Here is a 19,748-nt window from a genome sequence, read left to right as displayed (position 1 = left end):
TTTGCGGGGTTCAGCGGGCCAGGATCAGGTCCGGCAGGCCGGTGACCAGGGTCACCGGGAACAGCGTGATGAGCACCACGGTCAGCACCAGCATCAGGAAGAAGGGCAGCGAGGCCATCGCCACCTCGCCCTGGTCCTTGCCTGTCAGCGTCTGCATGACGAACAGGTTGAAGCCGACCGGTGGCGTGATCTCCGCGATCTCCACCAGCAGCACGACGAAGATGCCGAACCACACCAGGTCGAAGCCCGCCGCCTGGACCATCGGCACCACGATGGAGGTGGTCAGCACGATCATCGAGACGCCGTCGAGAGCGGTGCCGAGGATGACATAGACCACCACCAGGATGGCGATGATGCCATAGGGGCCGAGGTTCAGCGCCGCGACCCCGCCGGCCAGCGCGGCCGGGATGCCGGTCAGCGCCATCGCCTTGGTCAGGAAGGCGGCGCCGGCGAGGATGAACATGATCATGCAGGACAGCCGCGTGGCGCCCAGCAGGCTGTCCCGGAAGTTCGCCCAGCTCAGAGAGCCCGTGACCGCGGCCAGGATCAGGCTGCCGAGCACGCCGAAGGCCGCCGCCTCCGTCGCTGTCGCCACGCCCACGATCATGCTGCCGATGACGACGATGATGAGGATGGCGCAGGGAATCAGCTGCGCCGACTGGCGCAGCTTTTCCATGAACGAGATGCGCGGCTCCATCGGCGGCTGCTTGTCCGGGTTCAGCACCGCCCACACGGCGATATAGGCGCTGAACAGCAGCATCACGATCAGCCCCGGCAGGCAGCCGGCGATGAAGACCCGCACGATCGAGACCTCCGCCGCCACGGCATAGACCACCATGATGATGGAGGGCGGGATCATGATGCCGAGCGTGCCGGCGGTGGCCAGGCTGCCGATGGCGATGCGCTCGTCATAGCCGCGCCGCTTGAGTTCCGGCAGCGCGATCTTGGAGACGGTGGCGCAGGTGGCGGCGGAGGAGCCGGAGACGGAGCCGAAGATGCCGCAGGCCAGGATGTTCACATGCAGCAGCCGGCCGGGGATGCGCCGCACCCAGGGCGCCAGGCCGTTGAACAATTCCTCGGACAGTTTCGTGCGGAACAGGATCTCGCCCATCCAGACGAACATCGGCAGCGCCGCCAGCGTCCAGGACCCCGTCGCCTCCCACATCGCGCCGGCCATGAACAGGCCGGGCGTGGGCGAGGCGGTGACCATGGCGACATAGCCGATGGCGGCCAGGCTCATCGAGATCCAGAGGCCGGCGCCGAGCAGCAGGCAGAGCAGCACGAGCAGCAGGAGGGACAGCCAGAGAAGGTCCATGGGCTATACCTCCGCCGAGAAATCGCCGCGCGCCGCGCGGTCTTCGGCGGCCAGCACATAGGTCGGGCGCAGCCCGGCGGCCACCTGGATCCATTCGTCGAGGATCGCCACCAGCAGCAGCCCGGCGCCCAGCGGCATGGCCAGCTTCGGCACCCAGAGCAGGAAGGGCACGGTGCCCTGCGCCACCTCCTCGATCTCCCAGGAGAAGAGCGCGTCCTGCCCGGTCCAGAAGGTGATGTAGCCGACAATCAGCGCCGCCAGCGTCAGCGCCAGCAGCTCCGCCCCGCGGCGCGCCGCGGGGGGAAAACGCTCCAGCACCATGCCGACGCGGATCAGCTCGCCGCGCTTGAAGGTGGCGGCGAGCGCTAAGAAGGTGGTGGCGACGCAGAGAAAGGCGCTGAGGTCGTCGGAGCCCGGCACCTGGACCCCGAACTGCCGCAGCAGCATCTGCGCCACCATGATGAGGAAGATGCCGAGCAGCGACAGCGCCGCCAGCCCCGCGGCCAGGGCATAGAGCCCGTCGAGCGTCCGTCGCAGGATCGGCATGGCTCAGGCGGCCGCGCGCAGGTCGGCGATGATCTTGCGGCCATCCTCGCCGGCACGGCCGGCCCATTCATCGGCCATGGTGGCGCCCACGCGCGCCATGCCTTCCATCAGCGCCGGCGAGGCCGTGGCCACCGTCATGCCGCGGCTGGCGAGCGTGGCCTGCGCCGAATCGCGCGCCGCCTCGCTCATCGCCCAGCCGCGCGTCTCGGCGGCGGCGGCGGCGCTGCGGATGCTGGCCTGCAGATCGGCGGGCAGTGCCTCCAGCGCGCGGCGGTTCACGAAGACCGCGTTCTTGGTCCAGGTGAAGCCGATCGGCGTGAAGAACTTCGCATAGTCCCAGGCCGCGCTGTCCACGCCGGTGGCCGCGGAGGTGACCATGGAATTCACCACGCCGGTGGCGAAGGCCTGCGGGATCTCGGCCGCCTGCACCAGGGTCGGCGTCGCGCCGATCAGGGTCGCGAAGCGGTTCGTCATCACGTTGAAGGTGCGCATCTTGGTGCCGCGCAGTGCCTCCAGCGTCTCCACCGGGAAGTTGGTGTAGAAGCCGGAGGGCGGCCAGGGTACGGTGTAGAGCAGCGACATCCCCTGCCGCGCCAGCCGCGCCTCCAGCATCGGGCGGGACAGGTCGGCGAGCTTCTTCGCCTCGGCATAGTTGGTGACCAGCTGCGGGATGCTGTCGACTTCCAGCAGCGGATCCTCGTTGCCATAGGCGGAGATCAGGATCTCGCCGAGCTGCACCTGGGCGGTCTGCACGCCGCGCTTGATCTGCGGCAGCGGCAGCAGCGCGCCATTGCTGTGCAACTGGATCGAAAGCCGGCCGCCGGAGCCCTGCTCCACAGCCGTGATGAAGTCGCGGATATTGCGGGTGTGGAAATTGCCGTCCGGATAGGGCGTGGCGAATTGCCAGCGGGTCGCCTGCGCCTGGGCCTCGCGGGGCAGCAGCGCGGGCGCGGCAAGGCCGGCCGCCAGAATCGCGCGGCGAGAAAGGATCATGTCTGAAGCCCCCGAATGGCAGTGTGTTGTTCTGCCGGCGATCATCGGGGCCAAATGCCGCCCCGCGCAAGGGGCTGCTGCGGTGCAGCGAAAGTTTCGGACGCTGCGCGGACGCGATCAGTCGAAGAAGGTGGTGCCAGGGTCGCGATCGGCGATCAGGGTGCGAGAGGCGGGCAGCTCCGCCTCCCATTCCAGCCCTTCGCGGGCCCATTGGAAGCGCATCGTGCCGCCGAGCTGCGCGATATTGGCGCGCACGAGGCGGATGCCGAAGCCGCCATGCGCCGGCGGCCCCTCCGGCGGCGGGCCGCCGCGTTCGGACCAGCGCAGCCGCAGCAGCCCCTCCGCCTGGTCCACCGCCCAGCCCAGCCGCACCTGGCCTGAGGGGACGGACAGCGCGCCGTGCCGGATGGCATTCGTGGTCAGCTCATGCAGGACCATGGCGATGGCCTGGGCGCCGGCCGGCGCCAGGCGCAGCGGCGGCCCCTCGAGGCTGGCGCCGGCCGCGGCTTCCGCGCCTGCGCCATTGAGGAAGCCGCCCAGCTCCGCCATGGCCAGCGCGCCGAGATCGGCACCGGACCAGCGCCCCTCCGCCAGCATGGTATGCGCCCGGGCCAGCGCCGCGATGCGGCCCTCGACGGCGCGCATATAGGCCTCCGGCGTGTCGCCGCGGGACAGGCGCAGCGCGGCCTGCACCACGGCCAGCACGTTCTTGGTGCGGTGGTCGACCTCCCGCGTCAGCACCTGCCGCGCCTCCTCCGCCTGGCGGCGGCCGGTGATGTCCTGCACCACGCCGACGACGCGCAGCTTCCGCCCCGCCGCATCGGTGGCGGAGATCGCGGCGCTCATCCGCACCCAGACGAGGGTGCCGTCCGGCCGCAGCAGCCGCGACTCGCCCTCCACCGCGCCATCCGCGGCCAGCAGGCTGAGCGCGGGGTTGCGCCGGCGATCCTCGGGATGGGCGAGATCGGCCGGGCCGAGCGCGCCCACCAGCGCCGCCTCGCTGCGCCCGACCAGCTGGCAGAAGCGGCGATTGACGCGCAGGAAGCGGCCGGTTTCCGCATCCACCTCCACCATGCCGGCGCCGGCGGTCTCGAAGATGGCGCGGAACTCCGCCTCCCGCGCCGCCAGCGCGGCTTCCGCCCTTTCGCTGGCCAGGCGCAGCACCTCGAACTCCGCGACGGCGGCCGAGGCCCCTGCTGCCGTCCCGTCCTTCGGCGGCGGCAGGCCGGCGGCCGCGGCCTCCGCCCGGCGGACCAGGGCATGGACGGGGCGCAGCACGCGGTGCGCGAGGCCGGCGGCGACCAGCAGGCCGAGCGCCATGGCGGCGAGCGCGCTGGCCGCGAGGCCGGCCAGGGGGACGAACCAGTTGCGCTGATACAGCGCCTGCGGCGCGGCCACCACGACGGCCCAGCCCGGCGCCTCCCGGATCGGGCGGGCGGTGAGGAGCGTGGCATCGCCGGAGGTGCCAGGCCGCCAGACGGGGCCCGCCGCCTCCGCCGCCGCCGCGGCCTGCCAGCCGGCCAGCAGGCTGCCGGCGAAACGGCCATGCTCGCGCGATCGCGCGACGATGCGCCCGTCGCCATCGACGATGGAGGCGACGACATAGCCGGTGGGGCCGTTCTGCTGCAGCCGCTCGGAGAGGCGCTCGGGGTCCAGCGCCAGCACGACCACCCGGGTGACCTGCCCGGCCTGGCGCGCCGGGGCGGCAATCGCCACCGCGGTGCGGCCGGGGCCCGGACCCAGGAAGAGGTTGGAGATGGCGGGGCGGCCCGATTCGATGGCGCGGCCGATGACCTCCGCCGCGCTAGGGCCGGCCAGGGGGCCTGCCAGCGCGGTACGGTGCAGGGCCGTGCTGGCCTGCTGGCGGTAGCCGGCGGCCGCATCATGCACCACCACCCAGCCGCCGGCGGTCGCACCCACCTGGCGCGCCCAGGCCAGGAAACCCTCCAGGTCATCCCGCCCGAGGGTGGGGGAGGCGGCGAGCGCGGTGGCGGTGGCCACCTGCCCTTCCAGCGCGCTGCCGACAAACAGCGCCAGCGCGCCGGCGGTATCCTGCAGCCGGGCCTCGAAGGAATGGCGGTAGCTCTCGGCCAGGTGCCAGGCGGATGCGCCACCGACCAGCACGGCAGGCGCCAGCACGGCCAGCACCAACCCCGCCAGATGCGCCCGCAGGCCCCGCCCATGGAGGGCGCGGGGCGGGGATGTCCGGACAAGTCTCGGCTGGACGGGCGTGGCAGCCATGATTCTCTGGGTTTGCGGGGAGCGGCTGACGACGCGGCGCTGCGCCTTTTCGACCGACTTTCCCAGCCACGCAAGGTTGCCGCCGGATGGCAGAGACACAGAGGCGTGAATCAGGCGGCAAGGCGCCGGGCGTACCGCCACCGAAGGATCGCAAGGATGGAAGGCCGTGATCGGCGGGCCGCGGCACCGGGCCGGGCGGAATGGCGTCCCCTAGGGGATTCGAACCCCTGTTACCGCCGTGAGAGGGCGGTGTCCTAGGCCTCTAGACGAAGGGGACCCAGACAACTCGCGGCGCCGGAGCGTCGTGAGGCCGGCTGATTAGCCTCCCCTCGCCGGGGGATCAAGCCGCCCGGAGGTGGTTTTTGTCACTTTCGCAATCCCCGCCGCACGGCGGCCGCTGCGGCAGGCGTCCGAGCAGAAGCGCACCGCCTCCCAGTCCCGCGCCCATTTGCGGCGCCAGGCGAAGGGCCGGGCGCAGGCAGCGCAGGTCTTCTCGGGAAGGTTCGGCTTGCGATGCGCCATCACTCGGCCGCGCGCAGCTCACCCAGCACGCGGCCGCGCTGCGCATCCAGCAGCAGCAGGCGCTCCGTGCCATCCGGTCGGGCCACCAGCACCGCGATCCGCCCTTCGGCCGCGGCCAGCGAGAGCATCCTTGTGCCGGCGGGCTGGCCGAGCGAGGAGGGCGGCAGCGAAACCTCCCGCGCCGCGCCACCCATGCGCTGGACGAGAACCACAACCAGGCCCACGGTGCCGACGACAATCAAGACCCCCATCACCCCGACCAGCCATTTGAGCGCCGCCACGCCAACCTCCCTTCCCCGGCCCCCTGCGGGCCAGACCCATGACATCCTGGCCCCGCCGGAGGCCGCCGGCCTGCGCGCCGACCGGTTCCTGACCGATGCGCTGGCCGCCGCGATAGGCGGCCTCTCGCGGTCCCGGGTCAAGGCGCTGATCGAGCAGGGCCAGGCGACGCGCGACGGCGTGCCGGTGCACGACCCGGCGGAGCCGGTGCGCCCCGGCGCGCGCTACGCGCTGCAACTGCCGCCGCCCGAGGATGCGGCGCCGCAGCCGCAGGACATACCGCTGACCATCCTGTTCGAGGATCGCCACCTGATCGTGCTGGACAAGCCCGCGGGGCTGGTGGTGCACCCCGCGCCCGGCAATCCGGACGGCACGCTGGTGAATGCCGTGCTGGCCCATGCGGCCGAGGACCTGACCGGCATCGGCGGGGAGGCGCGGCCCGGCATCGTGCATCGGCTGGACAAGGACACCTCCGGCGTCATGGTGGTGGCGAAGTCCCAGGCGGCCCATACGGCGCTCTCCGCCGCCTTCGCCAGCCGGGACCTGGACCGCGAATACCTGGCCCTGGTCTGGGGCCTGCCCAGCCCGGCGGAGGGCGAAATCCAGGGCGACATCGGCCGGCATCCGATGGACCGCAAGCGGATGGCGGTGGTGACCCGCAACGGCAAGCACGCCCTGACCCGCTACCGGACGGAGCGCGCCTTCGGCACCAGCGGCGCCCTGCTGCGCTGCCGCCTGGCCACCGGGCGGACGCATCAGATCCGCGTGCACCTGGCGCATATCGGCCATCCGCTGGTGGGCGACCCGGTCTATCTGCGGCGCATCCCGGCAGCGGCGCGTAACCTTTCCGGGCCGCTGCGCGAAGCCCTGACGGCCTTCCCCCGCCAGGCGCTGCATGCCGCGACGCTGGGTTTTAAGCACCCGGTAACGGGTGCGACCTTAAGTTTTTCGGCACCGCTGCCGCCGGATATGGCAGCGCTGCTGGCGGCCCTGGAAGGTCGTGTTACAGGAGGGTAACCAAACGTAAACCTACCTTGCGGGTCGGGTTTTTCTTGATCCCACCCTGGATACGATCTAAGAATCCCCAGCCAGCTTCGGGCGGGTGCCGCTTTGCGCCCCCCGGGCCCGGGTCGAGACCCCCGGGCAGGAGCGCCCCCCCATATCACCCCGTCGTGACCGGGCCTGGTATGGAAAGGGAGGGCCCGGTCGACGTTGGCAGAACAGCACAGCCGCCATGGGCCCCGCCGTCACGGGGGGCGCCAGGCGACGGAGGAGGCAGTTCTCGCCATGGCTTCCACTTTGTCTATCCCGATGGCTCCCGAGGGCAACCTCTCCCGGTACCTTCAGGAGATCCGCAAGTTCCCGATGCTGACGCCGGAGGAGGAGTACAACCTCTCCAAGCGGTGGAAGGAGGAGGGCGACGAGCCTTCCGCCCATCGCCTGGTCACATCCCACCTCCGCCTCGTCGCCAAGATCGCCATGGGCTACCGCGGCTATGGCCTGCCGGTGGGTGAGCTGATCTCCGAGGGCAATGTCGGCATGATGCAGGCCGTCAAGCGCTTCGACCCGGATCGCGGCTTCCGCCTGGCCACCTACGCCATGTGGTGGATCCGCGCCGCCATCCAGGAATACATCCTGCACAGCTGGTCCCTGGTGAAGATGGGGACGACGGCGGCGCAGAAGAAGCTGTTCTTCAACCTCCGCCGGCTGAAGGGCCAGATGGCGGCGCTGGAGGAAGGCGACCTGAAGCCCGAGCAGGTCGAGAAGATCGCCCGCGTGCTGGCGGTGCCGGAGGCCGATGTGGTCTCCATGAACCGCCGCCTCGCCTCGCCCGACAACAGCCTGAACGCCCCCGTCCGCGCCGATAGCGACGGCGAGTGGCAGGACTGGCTGGTCGATGACGGCGAGAGCCAGGAGACCGAGCTGGCGGAGCGGGAGGACATGTCCAACCGCCGCGAGCTGCTCGGCGCCGCGCTGAAGACGCTGAACGACCGGGAACGCCATATCCTGATCGAGCGGCGGCTGAAGGACGAGCCGACGACGCTGGAGGAACTCTCCCAGCAGTACAACATCAGCCGCGAGCGCGTGCGTCAGATCGAGGTGCGCGCCTTCGAGAAGCTGCAGAAGAGCATGAAGACGCAGATCGTCGAGCGCCGTCTCGGCGCCGCCTGATACGGTTGCGCCGTCGCGGCACCGCCTGATGCGGTTGCGCCGCCTCGGCGCCGTCTGACCCTCGGCTGCCTGCCAGGCCTGCACGCCCCGCGCCACCCGGCGCGGGGCGTTTTGCCTTCCGGCCCGGATGCTTCGCCGATGCAGGCGCGGGCGTGGAACTTCCGGGCCGCTCCGGCCTTTTCTCCAGGTGAAGAACCTCCCCTCTCCCGTGCTGCACGGCGATGCGCCGGATGCAGGCCCCCTCGAACCGCTGGCACCAGGACGCCAGGACGTCTTCTTTTCCGCGATCGAGCTGACGCGGATGCCGATGATCGTCACGGACCCCAACCAGCCGGACAATCCCATCGTCTTCGTCAACCCGGCCTTCCAGCAGATGACCGGCTATACCGCCGAGGAAGTGGTGGGCCGGAACTGCCGCTTCATGCAGGGCGAGGCCACCGATCCGCTGCAGGTGACGCAGATCCGCCAGGCCATCTCGGCCCGCACCGATATCGCGATCGAGCTGGTGAACTACCGCAAGGACGGCACGCCCTTCTGGAACGCGCTGTTCGTCAGCCCGGTCTTCGGCAGCGATGGCCGCCTGCTCTATTATTTCGGCAGCCAGCTCGATGTCTCCCGCCGGCGGGAGGCCGAGACGGCGCTGCGCCGCGCCCAGCGACTGGAGGCGCTGGGCCAGCTCACCGGCGGCGTGGCGCATGACTTCAACAACCTGCTGCAGGTGGTGGTCGGCTCCCTGGAGGTGCTGCGCCCGCTGGTCGAGCAATCCGGCAATCCGCGCGCTCAGCGCCGGCACGAGGGGGCGCTGGAGGCGGCGCGGCGCGGTGCGAACCTCACCCGGCAGCTCCTCGCCTTCGCGCGCCGGCAGCGGCTGGATGGCCAGCCGGTCGACCTGAACGCGACCCTGCGCAACCTGGCGGAACTGCTGGCGCGGGCGGCAGGCGGGCTGGCCCTGACGCTCGACCTGATGGAAGGCCTGCCGGCGGCGCGGCTGGATGCGGGCCAGCTGGAAGCGGCCCTGGTCAATCTGCTGCTGAATGCCGCCGCCGCCACGCCCGGGGCCGGCCAGGTGGTCATCACCACCCGCCGGGTGCCGGCCGGCGAGATGCCGGAGGCCGAGCCGCTGGCGGAGGGTTTCGTCGAGCTGGCCGTGTCCGACAGCGGCATCGGCATCCCCACCGCCATCCTGGACCGCGTCACCGAACCCTTCTTCACGACGCGGGAGGTGGGCCAGGGCTCCGGCCTCGGCCTGGCCCAGGTCTATGGCTTCGTCCGCCAATCCGGCGGCTATCTGCGGATCGAGAGCCAGGAAGGCCGGGGTACCACGGTCCGCCTGCGCTTCCCGGCGCTGGGGGCGGAGATTGCGGTGGCCCCCGCCCCGCCCCGCCCGGCGCACGACCCGCAGGGCGAGCCGCGCGGCCGGGGCGAGCGGATCCTGGTGGTGGATGACGATGCGGAGGTGCTGGACCTCGCCGCCAGCCTGCTCAGCGAGCTGGGCTATGAGGTCGAGACGGCCGGCGATGGACCCAGCGCGCTCGGCCTGCTGGCCGACCAGGATCGCCATTTCGACCTGCTGTTCAGCGATGTGGTGATGCCGGGCGGGATCAACGGCATCACCCTGGCGAGCGAGGCGCGGCACAGGCGGCCCGGGCTGCGGGTTCTGCTCTCGACCGGCTTCGTCGATCCGCGCGAGGAGGCCGCCAGCGCCGGCATCCGGCCGCATGGCTTCCCGCTGATGCCGAAACCCTATCGCCGGGCGGAGGTGGCGCGCCGCGTCCGGCGGGTGCTGGACGGGCCCGCCAGCAAGCCGGGCTGAGAGCGAGACCGATGACGGCCCCCATCATCCCAGGCGATATGGCGTATCCGCCTGCCGGATTGGACCCGCATCGCCGCCCTGCCCATCTTGGGGACAGGAGAGACAGGAGCCAGCCATGTCAGCAACCCTCGAAGACGAGAGCCGCACCGCCCCCTACACCATGCCTGCCGGCGCCCGCATCGGCCATGTCCACCTGAAGGTGGCGGAGCTGGAGCGCAGCCTGGGCTTCTGGCGCGACATCATCGGGCTGGAGGTGCAGCAGCGCATCGGCGACCAGGCGGTCTTCCTCTCGGCCGGCGGCTACCACCACCATATCGCGCTGAACACCTGGGAAAGCGCCGGCGGCAGCCCGCCCGGCTTCGGCACCACGGGCCTCTATCACGTCGCCCTGCTGCTGCCGGACCGCGCCAGCCTGGCCCGCGCCCTGAAGCAGCTGGTCGAGGCCGGCTGGCCGCTGGAGGGCGCCAGCGACCATGGCGTGTCCGAGGCGCTGTATCTGCGCGATCCGGATGGCAATGGCGTGGAGCTGTATCGCGACCGGCCGCGGGAGGATTGGCCGCGCCTGGAGGACGGGCGGCTGAAGATGTGCACCAAGCGGCTGGACCTGAAGAGCCTGCTGGCCGAGGCGGGCTGACCCCGCCTTACCGCCGCAAGGCCGCCAGGGAGGCCGCGACCAGCAGCGCGGCGGCGCCGAGATAGAGCCAGAGCGCCGGCACCAGGGGCAGCAGCACGCCAGCCACCAGCGGCCCCAGCCCGGCGCCGATGTCCCGCCAGGTGGCCAGCCGCGCCAGCGCCGCCACCCTTTCCGCGGCCGGGGCGCGAGCGGCGGCGACCGGGGCGGGCAGCGGCTGCAGCAGCCCGCGCAGCCCCACCACCAGCAGGCTGCCGACCCAGAGCCAGCCGGCGCCGATCACCACGAGCCCCGCGGCCGAGCCCAGCGAGACCCAGAGCAGCAGCGGTGCCGCGCCGAGGCGCTCCGCCATCCGCCCGGCGGACGGGCCCAGCAGCACCTCCGCCAGGTAGCGGGCGGAGAGCGCGGCGCCGGCGGCCAGCGCCGCGCCCTGCGGCAGCGCCGCGGCGGCCAGGAAGGCGAGCCCCAGCACGAAGAGCCCATCGAGCGTCAGCCCCTGGATGAAGGACCAGAGATCCAGCGGCCGCGGCAGCGCGAAGCGCGGTCCGCCGCTGCGCAGGCGCGCCCCCTCCCCGGCCGGCAGCCGCCAGGCGAAGGGCAGCGCGCCAAGCGAGAGCAGGCCGAGGCCGAGGAAGACCACGCGCGGCCCCACCAGCTCCGCCACCACGGCGCCGGCCAGCAGCCCCAGCATCGGCCCGGTGGCGATGATGGCGCGGGAGGTGCCGCTGCGGCGGGCGGCGCCCGTGGCCTCGGCCGTGGCCAGGGCCTGGGTCGCGATATTCATGGCGGCGAAGGACAGGCCCCAGAGCAGCCGCGCCGGCAGCAGCCACCAGACCCCCGGCAGCACGGCATAGCCCGCGGTGGCGCAGGCGGCGCCGAGCACCGCGCAGAGGCAGGCCTGGCGCGGGCCGGACCGCTCGTAGAAGCGCGCCACCCAGCCATAGCCGGCGATCCGCACCAGTCGGTTCGCCGCCAGCAGCAGCCCGGCCTCCGCCAGGCTCACGCCAAAGGCCGCCGCATGCAGCGGCAGCAGCAGGTAGAGCACCGTATCGCCCGGCAGGGTCAGGCCCAGCACGATCGAGGCGTGGCGGGAGGCGCGATCGGCCTCGGCCCGGGTCACGGTCCCGGTCACGGTCCCGGTCACGGTCACGGCGCGGGCGGCGTCGCGGCGCCCTCCCCCAGCGGACGGGTCATCAGCACGCTGTCGACCCAGCGCCCGTGCTTCCAGCCGACCGCCGGGATCAGCCCGGCGCGGGTGAAGCCGGCGCGCTGGTGCAGGCCGATGGAGGGGGCATTGGCGCTGTCGCCGATCACCGCGACCATCAGCCGGAAGCCTGCCGCGGTGCAGCGGTCGATCAGCGCCGCCAGCAGGGCGCTGCCGATCCCGCCGCGCCGGGCATCCGGGGCGATATAGACGCTGTTTTCCACGGCGAAGCGATAGGCCGGGCGGGGCCGGTAGGCGCTGGCATAGGCATAGCCGAGCGCCCGCCCCGCGGCATCGGTGGCCACCAGATGGGGATGGCCCGCCGCCAGCACGGCGTCCCGCCGCCGCGCCATCTCCGCCGGATCGGGCGGCGTCAGTTCGAAGCTGGCCAGGCCATGCGTCACCCAATGGGCATAGATCGCGGCCAAGGCGGGGATGTCGTCGGGGCGGCTGTCACGGAGGAGGGGCATGGCCCGAGCCTGCCCCTGCGACAGTTTCATGACAACCGGATGTCTAGACGAATTGGGCGCGGAAAAAGCAGGGCTCTAACGCCCTTCCCGCCAGGCGGGAAGGGCGGCGGGCGAAATCAGCCAAAACCCTGGCCCTGCTTGCGATAGGCCTCGCGCGGCGGGGCGAAGATATCCAGCACCCGGCAGCCCTCGGGACCGGCCTTCATGGTATGCGGCACGCCACCCGGGGTGCGCCAGAAGTCACCCTTCTTCACGGCGATCTCCTCGCTGCCCTGGATGCGGATGGCGCTGCCATCCAGCAGCACGCCCCATTGCTCCTCCGGATGGTCGTGCAGCGTGCCCATGGCATCGGGCGCGATGGTGACGATGGAGAGCATGGCGTGCTCGCCGGGGAAGATCCGGGTGGTGACGCCAGGCGCGAGGACGCGGGCGAGCCCCTGCGTCTCGTCATCCAGGTTGTGGAATTCCTCGGCCTGGCTCATTCGGGCCTCCTCAACCGGCAAAGGGGTCGCGCAGCATGATGGTGTCGTCGCGGTCCGGGCTGGTGGACAGCAGCACCACCTGCGCCTCCACCAGCTCCTCGATCCGGCGGACGTATTTCACCGCCTCGGCCGGCAGCTCGGCATAGCTGCGGGCGCCGCGGGTGGAGCCGGACCAGCCGGGCATCACGTCGTAGACCGGCACCGCCTTCTCCTGCGCCGCGATCGAGGCCGGCAGGCGGTTCATCACCACGCCATCCACCTCATAGCCGGTGCAGATCTTCAGCTCCGGCAGGCCGTCCAGCACGTCGAGCTTGGTGAGAACCAGCCCCTCGATGCCGCCGACCTTCACCGCCTGGCGGACCATGCAGGCATCGAACCAGCCGCAGCGGCGCGGGCGGCCGGTGACGGTGCCGAATTCATGGCCGCGCTCGCCGAGCAGCCGGCCGGTCTCGTCGTGCAATTCGGTCGGGAAAGGCCCGCTGCCGACCCGCGTCGTATAGGCCTTGGCGATGCCCAGCACATAGCCGATCTGCTTCGGCCCGACGCCCGACCCCGCCGCCGCATTGCCGGCGACCGTGTTGGAGGAGGTGACGAAGGGATAGGTGCCGTGGTCGACATCCAGCATCACCGCCTGCGCGCCCTCGAAGAGCACGCGCTTGCCCTCGTGATGCGCGGCGTCCATCAGCTGCCAGACCGGCTCCGCATAGGGCAGCAGCTTCGGCGCCAGGGCCAGCAGCCGGTCCAGCAGGTCCTGCTTGTCGAAGGTCTCGGCGCCCAGCCCCTTGAGCAGGGTGTTGTGGTGCAGCAGCAGCTCGTCGAGCTTGTGCGACAGCACCTCGGGCTCCGCCAGGTCGGACAGGCGGATGGCGCGGCGCGCCACCTTGTCCTCATAGGCCGGGCCGATGCCGCGCCCGGTGGTGCCGATGGCATGGGCGCCGCGCGCCACTTCCCGCGCCTTGTCGATGGCGGAGTGCAGCGGCAGGATCAGCGGCACGTTTTCCGCGATCCGCAGGTTCTCGGGCGTGACGGAGAGGCCCTGCGCCGTGACGCGGGCGATCTCGGACAGCAGCGCGTCGGGGTCCAGCACCACGCCATTGCCGATGACGCCCAGCTTGCCGCGCACCACGCCGGAGGGCAGCAGCGACAGCTTGTAGACCTGGTTGCCGACCACCAGCGTATGGCCGGCATTATGGCCGCCCTGGAACCGCACCACGATGTCGGCGCGGCTGGCGAGCCAGTCCACAACCTTCCCCTTGCCCTCGTCGCCCCATTGGGCGCCGATGACGGCGACATTGGCCATCGCGACTACTCCTGAACCGGGTCCTGAACCGGGCGCGGCGCGCCGGTGCTGTCCATCACATGCGTGCAGCGCAGGCTCTGCGCCGTATCCTGGGCGGCAAGCTGCGCCACCGTCGCCAGGCCCCGCGCGCGCAGCGCCCGCGCCTGGCCGTCGTCACTGCCCATGGCCACGAAAACCCGCATCCGCGGCGCGGCCGCCGGCACGGCGCGCAGCACCGCATCCGGATACAGCGTCATGCCGGTGGCCGGCTCCTCGCCCGAGAGGTAGCGGCCGCCGCGCGCCAATTCGCCGGTGCGGCCGGCGCCGAAGATCGTGAAGGCGACGCCGGTGTGATATTGCAGGCCGCGGAATTCCAGCGGGTCCAGCGTGATGCGCAAGGCCGGCGCCAGGGCGCGGATGGCGGCGACCACGGCGGCGGCATGGTCGGCGATGGCGCGCGCCGCCGGCGGCAGCGCCTCCGCCTGCAGCACGGCGAGTGCCGCATCGGCGGGGCCGGCGGCGGCCAGCAGGGCGGGCAGCAGCAGGGCGGCGCCACCGGCGCGGCCGGCATGCTCGGCCACCGCCGCGGCATCCTTGCGGTCCAGCGCCCGGGCCAGCTTGCGCCGCGCCTCGCCCTGCACCCCGGCCTCGTCCAGCAGCGCCGGGGCGAGCCGCGGCAGGGTGATATCCAGCGAGGCATCGGCGATGCCGACGGCGGCCAGCGCCTCCGCCGCCACGGCGGCGACCTCGGCATCGGCCTCGGCGCTTTCGGGGCCGATCAGCTCGATGCCTGCCTGGGGAAGCTGGCGGGCGGGGGCGAGCTGGGTGCCCTGCACCCGCAGCACCTGGCCGGCATAGCTCAGCCGCAGCGGGCGCGGCAGGCGGGCCAGGCGCGTCGCGGCGATGCGGGCGACCTGCGGCGTGGTATCCGCCCGCAGCCCCATCATGCGGTGGCTGACCGGGTCCATCAGCCGGAAGGTCTGCTCGGCCACGGCGGCGCCGGAGCCGGCCAGCAGGCTGTCCTCGAATTCCAGCAGCGGCGGCTTCACCCGCTCATAGCCATGCCGGGCGAAGGTCTCGGCCAGCACCTCGACCAGCATCGCCTCGCGCTCCGCCTCGGGCGGCAGCACGTCGGAAAGGCCTGCGGGCAGCAGGGCGGGGTTCGGAGGATCGTCGGTCATTCTGTGGTTCAACGCCGCGGAAAGGCGGCGCGTGTGTGGCAGGGGGGCGGCCCCTTCGCAACCCCTGCGACTAGGGGAGCACCACATCGAAGGCGGCTTCCTGCCCCTCATCGGTCGCGGAAAGCCGCGCCAGCAGCAGGGCGCGCCGCGCCTCCGCCACCCGGTTCAGCAGCCCGTCCCGGGCATTCAGCGGCTCATCCGGGAAATAGACCTGGGTGGTCAGCGGCGGCCCGCCCGCCGGCGGATGGGCGCGCAGATGGATATGCGGGGTGCGGCCCGGATACTGGCCGGGGCGGATGGTGCGGAAGGCATAGCGGCCCTCGGCATCGGCGCGGGTGCGGCCATAGCCCTGGAAGCCGGCGTCGCGCTGCGCCAGGCGGCCCTCCCGCGGATGCAGGTAGATGCCGGCATGGTCGGCCTGCCAGATCTCCACCACGGCGCCCGGCAGTGCCGCGCCATCCAGGTTGCGCACCTGCCCGGCCAGCAGCAGCGGCCGGCCCTGCGCCACCTGGCCGAGGCCGGCGACGCGGCGCAGATCGGCATCGGCATCGGCGGGGATGACGCGCGGGTAGTAGGGCCCCTCCATCTGCGCGGGCGTGCCACCGGCCGGTTGCGCCACGGCGCAGCCGGGCAGCAGAAGGGCGGGGGCGGCGAGGATCAGGCCGCGGCGCGGCAGCAGCAGGGTCATGCCCGCAGGAATCGCGCGGCCACGGCCCGCCGTCACGTCACGAAGCGTGACTTGCCGCGGGCGCCAGGCTGCCCGCAGGATCGGCCCATGCGCCTCGCCCTTCTGCCCCTGCTTCTCCTCGCCGCCTGCGCCGATCCCGCGGCGCAGCACCTGGGCGGCTTCGGCGACCCGGTGCGCGGCGCCGCACTCTCCGCCCCCTGGTGGCTGGCCGATACCTCACGCCTCGCCGGCAACCCGGCCCAGGCGGCGCGGGCGGCCGTGCAGCTGGAGGTGGTGGCGGATGCGCTGCGGACCGATCCGCGCTACCGGCACGAGGCCTCCGGCCCCGCCTTGCAGGCGACCGGCCAGGGCGTGGCGGAGCTGCGCCAGGCGATCGGCATCAGCCCGGCGGCGCCGCCCGCCTCCGTCATCGCCGCGCTGCGCGACGCTGCCCTGGCGCTGGACCAGGGCCGGCCGGCACGCGCGGAGGCGGCGCTGACCGGGGCGGACTTCCCGCTTGGCCCGCAGGCCACCCTGGCCCGGCTTGCCACCCTGCCCCGGCTGCCGCGCGTGGCGGAGGCCGCGGCGGCAGCCTATGCCGAGATCCGCCGGCTGGATGGCACCGCGCGAAGCAGCTGAATTGTAGCCGTAACGGCTGCAGAAAAAGCAAGTCGCCGCAAGCAAATCCGGTTCATTCGCGTGGGTCGATCCAGTCTTCCGCAAGACCTCGTCGCGGAAAATAAGCCCAGGCAACCAGCCTGCGGAAGATGCGCTGTCCCAGCACCGGCGCAGCCCGCGCCGCCTGAGGGAGACATCGGCCATGCCGCAGTTCGCAGCGACCATCAAGCATATCACCGAGGGCGTGAAAGGCTTCACCATCAGCGCCGCGGTGAAGAATATCGAGGGCTGGGAGAAGACCCTGGAGAGCGTCGAGACGCCCGGCGCCAAGGGCATCGTCCGCGACCTGGAACGGCTGAAGAAGCTGATCCAGTCGGAGGAGATCGACGGCGAGGCGGTGAAGAAGCTGGTCGGCGCGCTCGGCGACGCGACGGTGAAGATGGCCGGCCGGGCCGAGGGCGCGAAGGCCGAGCAGATCAAGAACCTGGGCGACGCGCTGAACAAGTCCGCCGCCTGAGGCGATCGGCCCGGTGGTGCGAACCACCGGGCCGACGGCGTTCAGAAGGCCAGCGGCGTTGCCCGCACCACCAGCGGCAGGGCGCGCACGGTCGCCAGCACCTGCTCCGGCACCGGCGCATCCAGCCCCACCAGGCAGATGGCGTCGCCGCCCGGCGCATTCCGCCCGAGGTGGAAGGTCGCGATATTGATTCCAGCCTCGGCCAGGGTGGTGCCGAAGCGGCCGATGAAGCCGGGGCGGTCCTGGTTGGTCACATAGAGCATGTGGGGCGCGAAATCGGCCTCCACCGCGATGTCCTTGATCTCCACCAGCCGCGGCTTGCCGGTGCCGACCAGGGTGCCGGCGACGGAACGGCGCAGCGCCTCCGTCACCACCGTCACGCGCACCAGCGTGGCATAGTCGCCGCTGCGCTCCAGCACCGTCTCCGCGACCTCGATGCCGCGTTCGCGGGCCACCACGGGGGCGTTGACCATGTTCACCGCGCCCATCATCGGCGTCAGCACGCCGGCCAGCGCGGCGGCGGTCAGCGGGCGCTGGTTCAGCTCCGCCGCCTGGCCCTCATAGGCCACATGGATCGCCTTGATCTCCTCGCCCTGCGCGGCCGTGAGCTGGCCGGAGAGCGCGCCGAGCAGGCGGGCGAGCTCCATGTACGGGCGCAGCCGCGGCGCTTCCTCCGCGGTCACGCTCGGCATATTGATGGCGTTGGAGACGGCGCCGGTGAGCAGGAAGTCGCTCATCTGCTCCGCCACCTGCAGCGCCACATTCTCCTGCGCCTCGGCGGTCGCCGCGCCCAGATGCGGCGTGCAGACGACGTTCTCCAGGCCGAAGAGCGGGCTGTCCGTCGCGGGCTCCACCTCGAAGACATCGAGTGCTGCGCCGGCCAGGTGCCCGGATTGCAGCGCCTCGAACAGCGCCGTCTCATCCACCAGGCCGCCACGGGCGCAGTTGATGAGGCGGGCGCCCTTCTTCATGGCGAAGATGCGCTCGCGGTTCAGGATGTTCTTCGTCTGCTCGGTATAGGGCGCGTGCAGCGTGATGAAATCGGCGCGCGCCACCAGCGTGTCGAGGTCCACCTTCTCCACGCCCAGCTCCACCGCCCGCTTCTCCGACAGGAAGGGGTCGAAGGCGATGACCTTCATATGCAGCCCCACCGCGCGATTGGCGACGATGCTGCCGATATTGCCGGCGCCGATGAGGCCGAGCGTCTTGCCGGAGACCTCGACGCCCATGAAGCGGTTCTTTTCCCACTTGCCCGCCTTGGTGGAGGCCGAGGCCTCCGGCAGCTGCCGCGCGAGGGCGAAGATCATCGCGATGGCGTGTTCCGCCGTGGTGATGGCGTTGCCATGCGGCGTGTTCATCACGACGACGCCGCGCGCGGTGGCGCTCGATACATCGACATTGTCGACGCCGATGCCGGCACGCCCCACCACCTTCAGCCGCGTCGCGACCTCCAGCACTTCGCGAGTCACCTTGGTGGCGCTGCGGATCGCGAGGCCATCGTAGTTGCCGATGATTTCGCGCAGTTCGGCCGGCTTCAGGCCGGGCTTGAAATCCACCTCGATGCCGCGGCGCTGGAAGATGGCGATGGCGGCCGGCGAGAGCTTGTCGCTGATCAGAACCTTGGGCGCGCTCATGCCGCCTTGCCCTTCTGCTCGGCGGCAATGCTCGCAAAAGCCCAGTCGAGCCAGGGCAGCAGCGCCTTGATGTCGCTGGTCTCCACCGTGGCGCCGCCCCAGATGCGGAGGCCCGGCGGGGCGTCGCGGTAGTTTGCGGCGTCGAGCGCGACGCCTTCCTTCTCCAGCATGCCGGAGAGCTTCTTCGCCACCGCCGCCTGGCCCTCGGCATCGAGCGCCGTGAACCACGGCGCCACGATCTTCAGGCAGATGGAGGTGCAGGAGCGCGTCGCCGCGTCATCGGCCAGGAAGGCGGCCCAGTCGCTGCCGGCGACCCAATCGGCGATGGCGGCAAGGTTCGCTTCCGAACGCGCGACGAGACCCTTCAGCCCGCCCACGCTTTCGGCCCAGCGCAGCCCGTCGATCGCGTCTTCCACACACAGCATGGAGGGGGTGTTGATCGTCTCGCCCTTGAAGATTCCCTCGTTCAGCTTGCCGTCCTTGGTCATGCGAAAGATCTTCGGCATGGGCCAGGCGGGCTTGTGGGATTCGAGGCGGGCGACGGCGCGGGGCGAGAGCGCCAGCATGCCATGCGCGGCCTCGCCACCCAGCACCTTCTGCCAGGACCAGGTCACCACATCCAGCTTGTGCCAAGGCAGCTCCATGGCGAAGGCGGCGGAGGTGGCGTCGCAGATGGCAAGGCCCTCGCGGTCATCCGCGATGAAATCGGCATTCGGCAGGCGCACGCCACTGGTGGTGCCGTTCCAGACGAAGACGAGGTCGCGCGCCTTGTCGACCTGCGCGAGGTCCGGCAGCTGGCCATAGCCGGACGAGATCACCTTCACATCGGTCAGGCGCAACTGCTTGGTGACATCCGTCGCCCAGTCCTTGGAGAATGATTCCCAGGCCAGGATATCGACGCCGCGCGGCCCGAGCAGCGACCACAGCGCCATCTCCACCGCGCCGGTATCGGAGGCCGGCACGATGCCCAGCCGCCAATCCTTCGGCATGCCGAGGATGGATTTCGACAGATCAATGGCCTCGGCCAGCTTGGCCTTGGGGTCCTTGGCGCGATGGCTGCGCCCCAGCAGCGCGCCGTCCAGCGCGGCCAGCGACCAGCCAGGGCGCTTGGCACAGGGACCAGAGGAGAATCGGGGATTCGACGGACGCAGGTCCGGCTTGGCGGTCATATGCGGCTCCCTTCC

At 71.6% G+C, this 19,748-nt stretch carries 20 protein-coding genes and 1 tRNA gene; 6 read left to right on the top strand and 15 right to left on the bottom strand.

Features of this window, described 5'->3' with window-relative positions; genetic code table 11:
• Positions 1-10: 10 nt before the first annotated feature.
• The 7 genes from ACTIF1_RS23300 to ACTIF1_RS23270 all read right to left on the bottom strand — a co-directional run bounded on the left by ACTIF1_RS23300 (position 11) and on the right by ACTIF1_RS23270 (position 5,898).
• On the bottom strand, positions 11-1,315 hold the full coding sequence (locus tag ACTIF1_RS23300) for a TRAP transporter large permease (protein WP_439598846.1): 1,305 nt from the start codon (positions 1,313-1,315) through the stop codon (positions 11-13).
• 3 nt (positions 1,316-1,318) lie between these two features.
• A complete protein-coding gene (locus tag ACTIF1_RS23295; RefSeq protein WP_439598845.1) occupies positions 1,319-1,861 on the bottom strand; it encodes a TRAP transporter small permease in 543 nt (180 codons plus the stop codon).
• A 3-nt stretch (positions 1,862-1,864) separates the two neighbouring features.
• The gene (locus ACTIF1_RS23290) at positions 1,865-2,854 is read right to left on the bottom strand and encodes a TRAP transporter substrate-binding protein (RefSeq protein WP_439598844.1); all 990 of its coding nucleotides are present in this window, start codon (positions 2,852-2,854) and stop codon (positions 1,865-1,867) included.
• Positions 2,855-2,971: 117 nt separating this feature from the next.
• Positions 2,972-5,095, bottom strand: coding sequence for a PAS domain S-box protein (locus ACTIF1_RS23285; protein WP_439598843.1), 2,124 nt, complete (start codon positions 5,093-5,095; stop codon positions 2,972-2,974).
• A 201-nt stretch (positions 5,096-5,296) separates the two neighbouring features.
• Positions 5,297-5,372: transfer RNA gene (locus ACTIF1_RS23280), tRNA-Glu, on the bottom strand.
• 41 nt (positions 5,373-5,413) lie between these two features.
• Positions 5,414-5,617 carry a DUF2256 domain-containing protein gene (locus ACTIF1_RS23275; protein ID WP_439598842.1) on the bottom strand — a complete coding sequence of 68 codons (204 nt, stop codon included), beginning with the start codon at positions 5,615-5,617 and terminating at the stop codon, positions 5,414-5,416.
• The gene (locus ACTIF1_RS23270) at positions 5,617-5,898 is read right to left on the bottom strand and encodes a DUF6476 family protein (RefSeq protein ID WP_439598841.1); all 282 of its coding nucleotides are present in this window, start codon (positions 5,896-5,898) and stop codon (positions 5,617-5,619) included. Before ACTIF1_RS23270 ends, ACTIF1_RS23275 begins: the two co-directional genes overlap by 1 nt.
• Positions 5,899-5,944: 46 nt before the next feature.
• On the opposite strand from ACTIF1_RS23270, the gene ACTIF1_RS23265 reads away from it, so the two are divergent.
• From ACTIF1_RS23265 to ACTIF1_RS23250, 4 genes are all read left to right on the top strand, one after another.
• Positions 5,945-6,913: an RluA family pseudouridine synthase gene (locus tag ACTIF1_RS23265; protein WP_439598852.1), complete on the top strand. Its 969-nt coding sequence runs from the start codon at positions 5,945-5,947 to the stop codon at positions 6,911-6,913.
• Between the two features lie 270 nt (positions 6,914-7,183).
• Positions 7,184-8,068, top strand: coding sequence for an RNA polymerase sigma factor RpoH (gene rpoH, locus ACTIF1_RS23260; protein ID WP_439598840.1), 885 nt, complete (start codon positions 7,184-7,186; stop codon positions 8,066-8,068).
• A 187-nt stretch (positions 8,069-8,255) separates the two neighbouring features.
• On the top strand, positions 8,256-9,881 hold the full coding sequence (locus tag ACTIF1_RS23255; RefSeq protein ID WP_439598839.1) for a histidine kinase famiy protein: 1,626 nt from the start codon (positions 8,256-8,258) through the stop codon (positions 9,879-9,881).
• A gap of 115 nt (positions 9,882-9,996) precedes the next feature.
• Positions 9,997-10,515, top strand: a complete 519-nt coding sequence (locus tag ACTIF1_RS23250; RefSeq protein ID WP_439598838.1) for a VOC family protein — start codon at positions 9,997-9,999, stop codon at positions 10,513-10,515.
• Positions 10,516-10,522: 7 nt separating this feature from the next.
• On the opposite strand, the gene ACTIF1_RS23245 is transcribed toward ACTIF1_RS23250, so the two are convergent.
• The 6 genes from ACTIF1_RS23245 to ACTIF1_RS23220 all read right to left on the bottom strand — a co-directional run bounded on the left by ACTIF1_RS23245 (position 10,523) and on the right by ACTIF1_RS23220 (position 15,816).
• On the bottom strand, positions 10,523-11,644 hold the full coding sequence (locus ACTIF1_RS23245; RefSeq protein ID WP_439598837.1) for an MFS transporter: 1,122 nt from the start codon (positions 11,642-11,644) through the stop codon (positions 10,523-10,525).
• A 14-nt stretch (positions 11,645-11,658) separates the two neighbouring features.
• Positions 11,659-12,186: a GNAT family N-acetyltransferase gene (locus tag ACTIF1_RS23240; RefSeq protein WP_439598836.1), complete on the bottom strand. Its 528-nt coding sequence runs from the start codon at positions 12,184-12,186 to the stop codon at positions 11,659-11,661.
• A gap of 116 nt (positions 12,187-12,302) precedes the next feature.
• Complete coding sequence (locus tag ACTIF1_RS23235; RefSeq protein WP_439598835.1) at positions 12,303-12,668, bottom strand: cupin domain-containing protein; 366 nt, start codon at positions 12,666-12,668, stop codon at positions 12,303-12,305.
• Positions 12,669-12,678: 10 nt separating this feature from the next.
• Entirely contained in the window at positions 12,679-13,968 is a 1,290-nt protein-coding gene (locus tag ACTIF1_RS23230; RefSeq protein ID WP_439598834.1) for an adenylosuccinate synthase, read from the bottom strand.
• A 5-nt stretch (positions 13,969-13,973) separates the two neighbouring features.
• The gene (locus ACTIF1_RS23225) at positions 13,974-15,128 is read right to left on the bottom strand and encodes an ATP phosphoribosyltransferase regulatory subunit (RefSeq protein ID WP_439598833.1); all 1,155 of its coding nucleotides are present in this window, start codon (positions 15,126-15,128) and stop codon (positions 13,974-13,976) included.
• A 70-nt stretch (positions 15,129-15,198) separates the two neighbouring features.
• A complete protein-coding gene (locus ACTIF1_RS23220) occupies positions 15,199-15,816 on the bottom strand; it encodes a hypothetical protein (protein WP_439598832.1) in 618 nt (205 codons plus the stop codon).
• A gap of 87 nt (positions 15,817-15,903) precedes the next feature.
• Between ACTIF1_RS23220 and ACTIF1_RS23215 the strand changes: the two genes are divergently transcribed.
• Positions 15,904-16,434, top strand: a complete 531-nt coding sequence (locus ACTIF1_RS23215) for a hypothetical protein (RefSeq protein WP_439598831.1) — start codon at positions 15,904-15,906, stop codon at positions 16,432-16,434.
• A 181-nt stretch (positions 16,435-16,615) separates the two neighbouring features.
• The gene (locus ACTIF1_RS23210; protein ID WP_439598830.1) at positions 16,616-16,930 is read left to right on the top strand and encodes a hypothetical protein; all 315 of its coding nucleotides are present in this window, start codon (positions 16,616-16,618) and stop codon (positions 16,928-16,930) included.
• Between the two features lie 41 nt (positions 16,931-16,971).
• Here ACTIF1_RS23210 and serA read toward each other — a convergent pair whose 3' ends face one another.
• A complete protein-coding gene (gene serA / locus ACTIF1_RS23205; RefSeq protein WP_439598829.1) occupies positions 16,972-18,564 on the bottom strand; it encodes a phosphoglycerate dehydrogenase in 1,593 nt (530 codons plus the stop codon).
• Positions 18,561-19,733 carry a phosphoserine transaminase gene (locus ACTIF1_RS23200; protein ID WP_439598828.1) on the bottom strand — a complete coding sequence of 391 codons (1,173 nt, stop codon included), beginning with the start codon at positions 19,731-19,733 and terminating at the stop codon, positions 18,561-18,563. The genes serA and ACTIF1_RS23200 overlap by 4 nt, the downstream gene beginning before the upstream one ends.
• Positions 19,734-19,748 lie beyond the last annotated feature (15 nt).

Source organism: Falsiroseomonas sp. (genome assembly GCF_051860665.1).
Classification (GTDB): Bacteria; Pseudomonadota; Alphaproteobacteria; order Acetobacterales; family Acetobacteraceae; genus Falsiroseomonas.
Note: the sequence above shows the minus strand (reverse complement) of the source record. Positions and strands in the feature narration are given on the sequence as shown.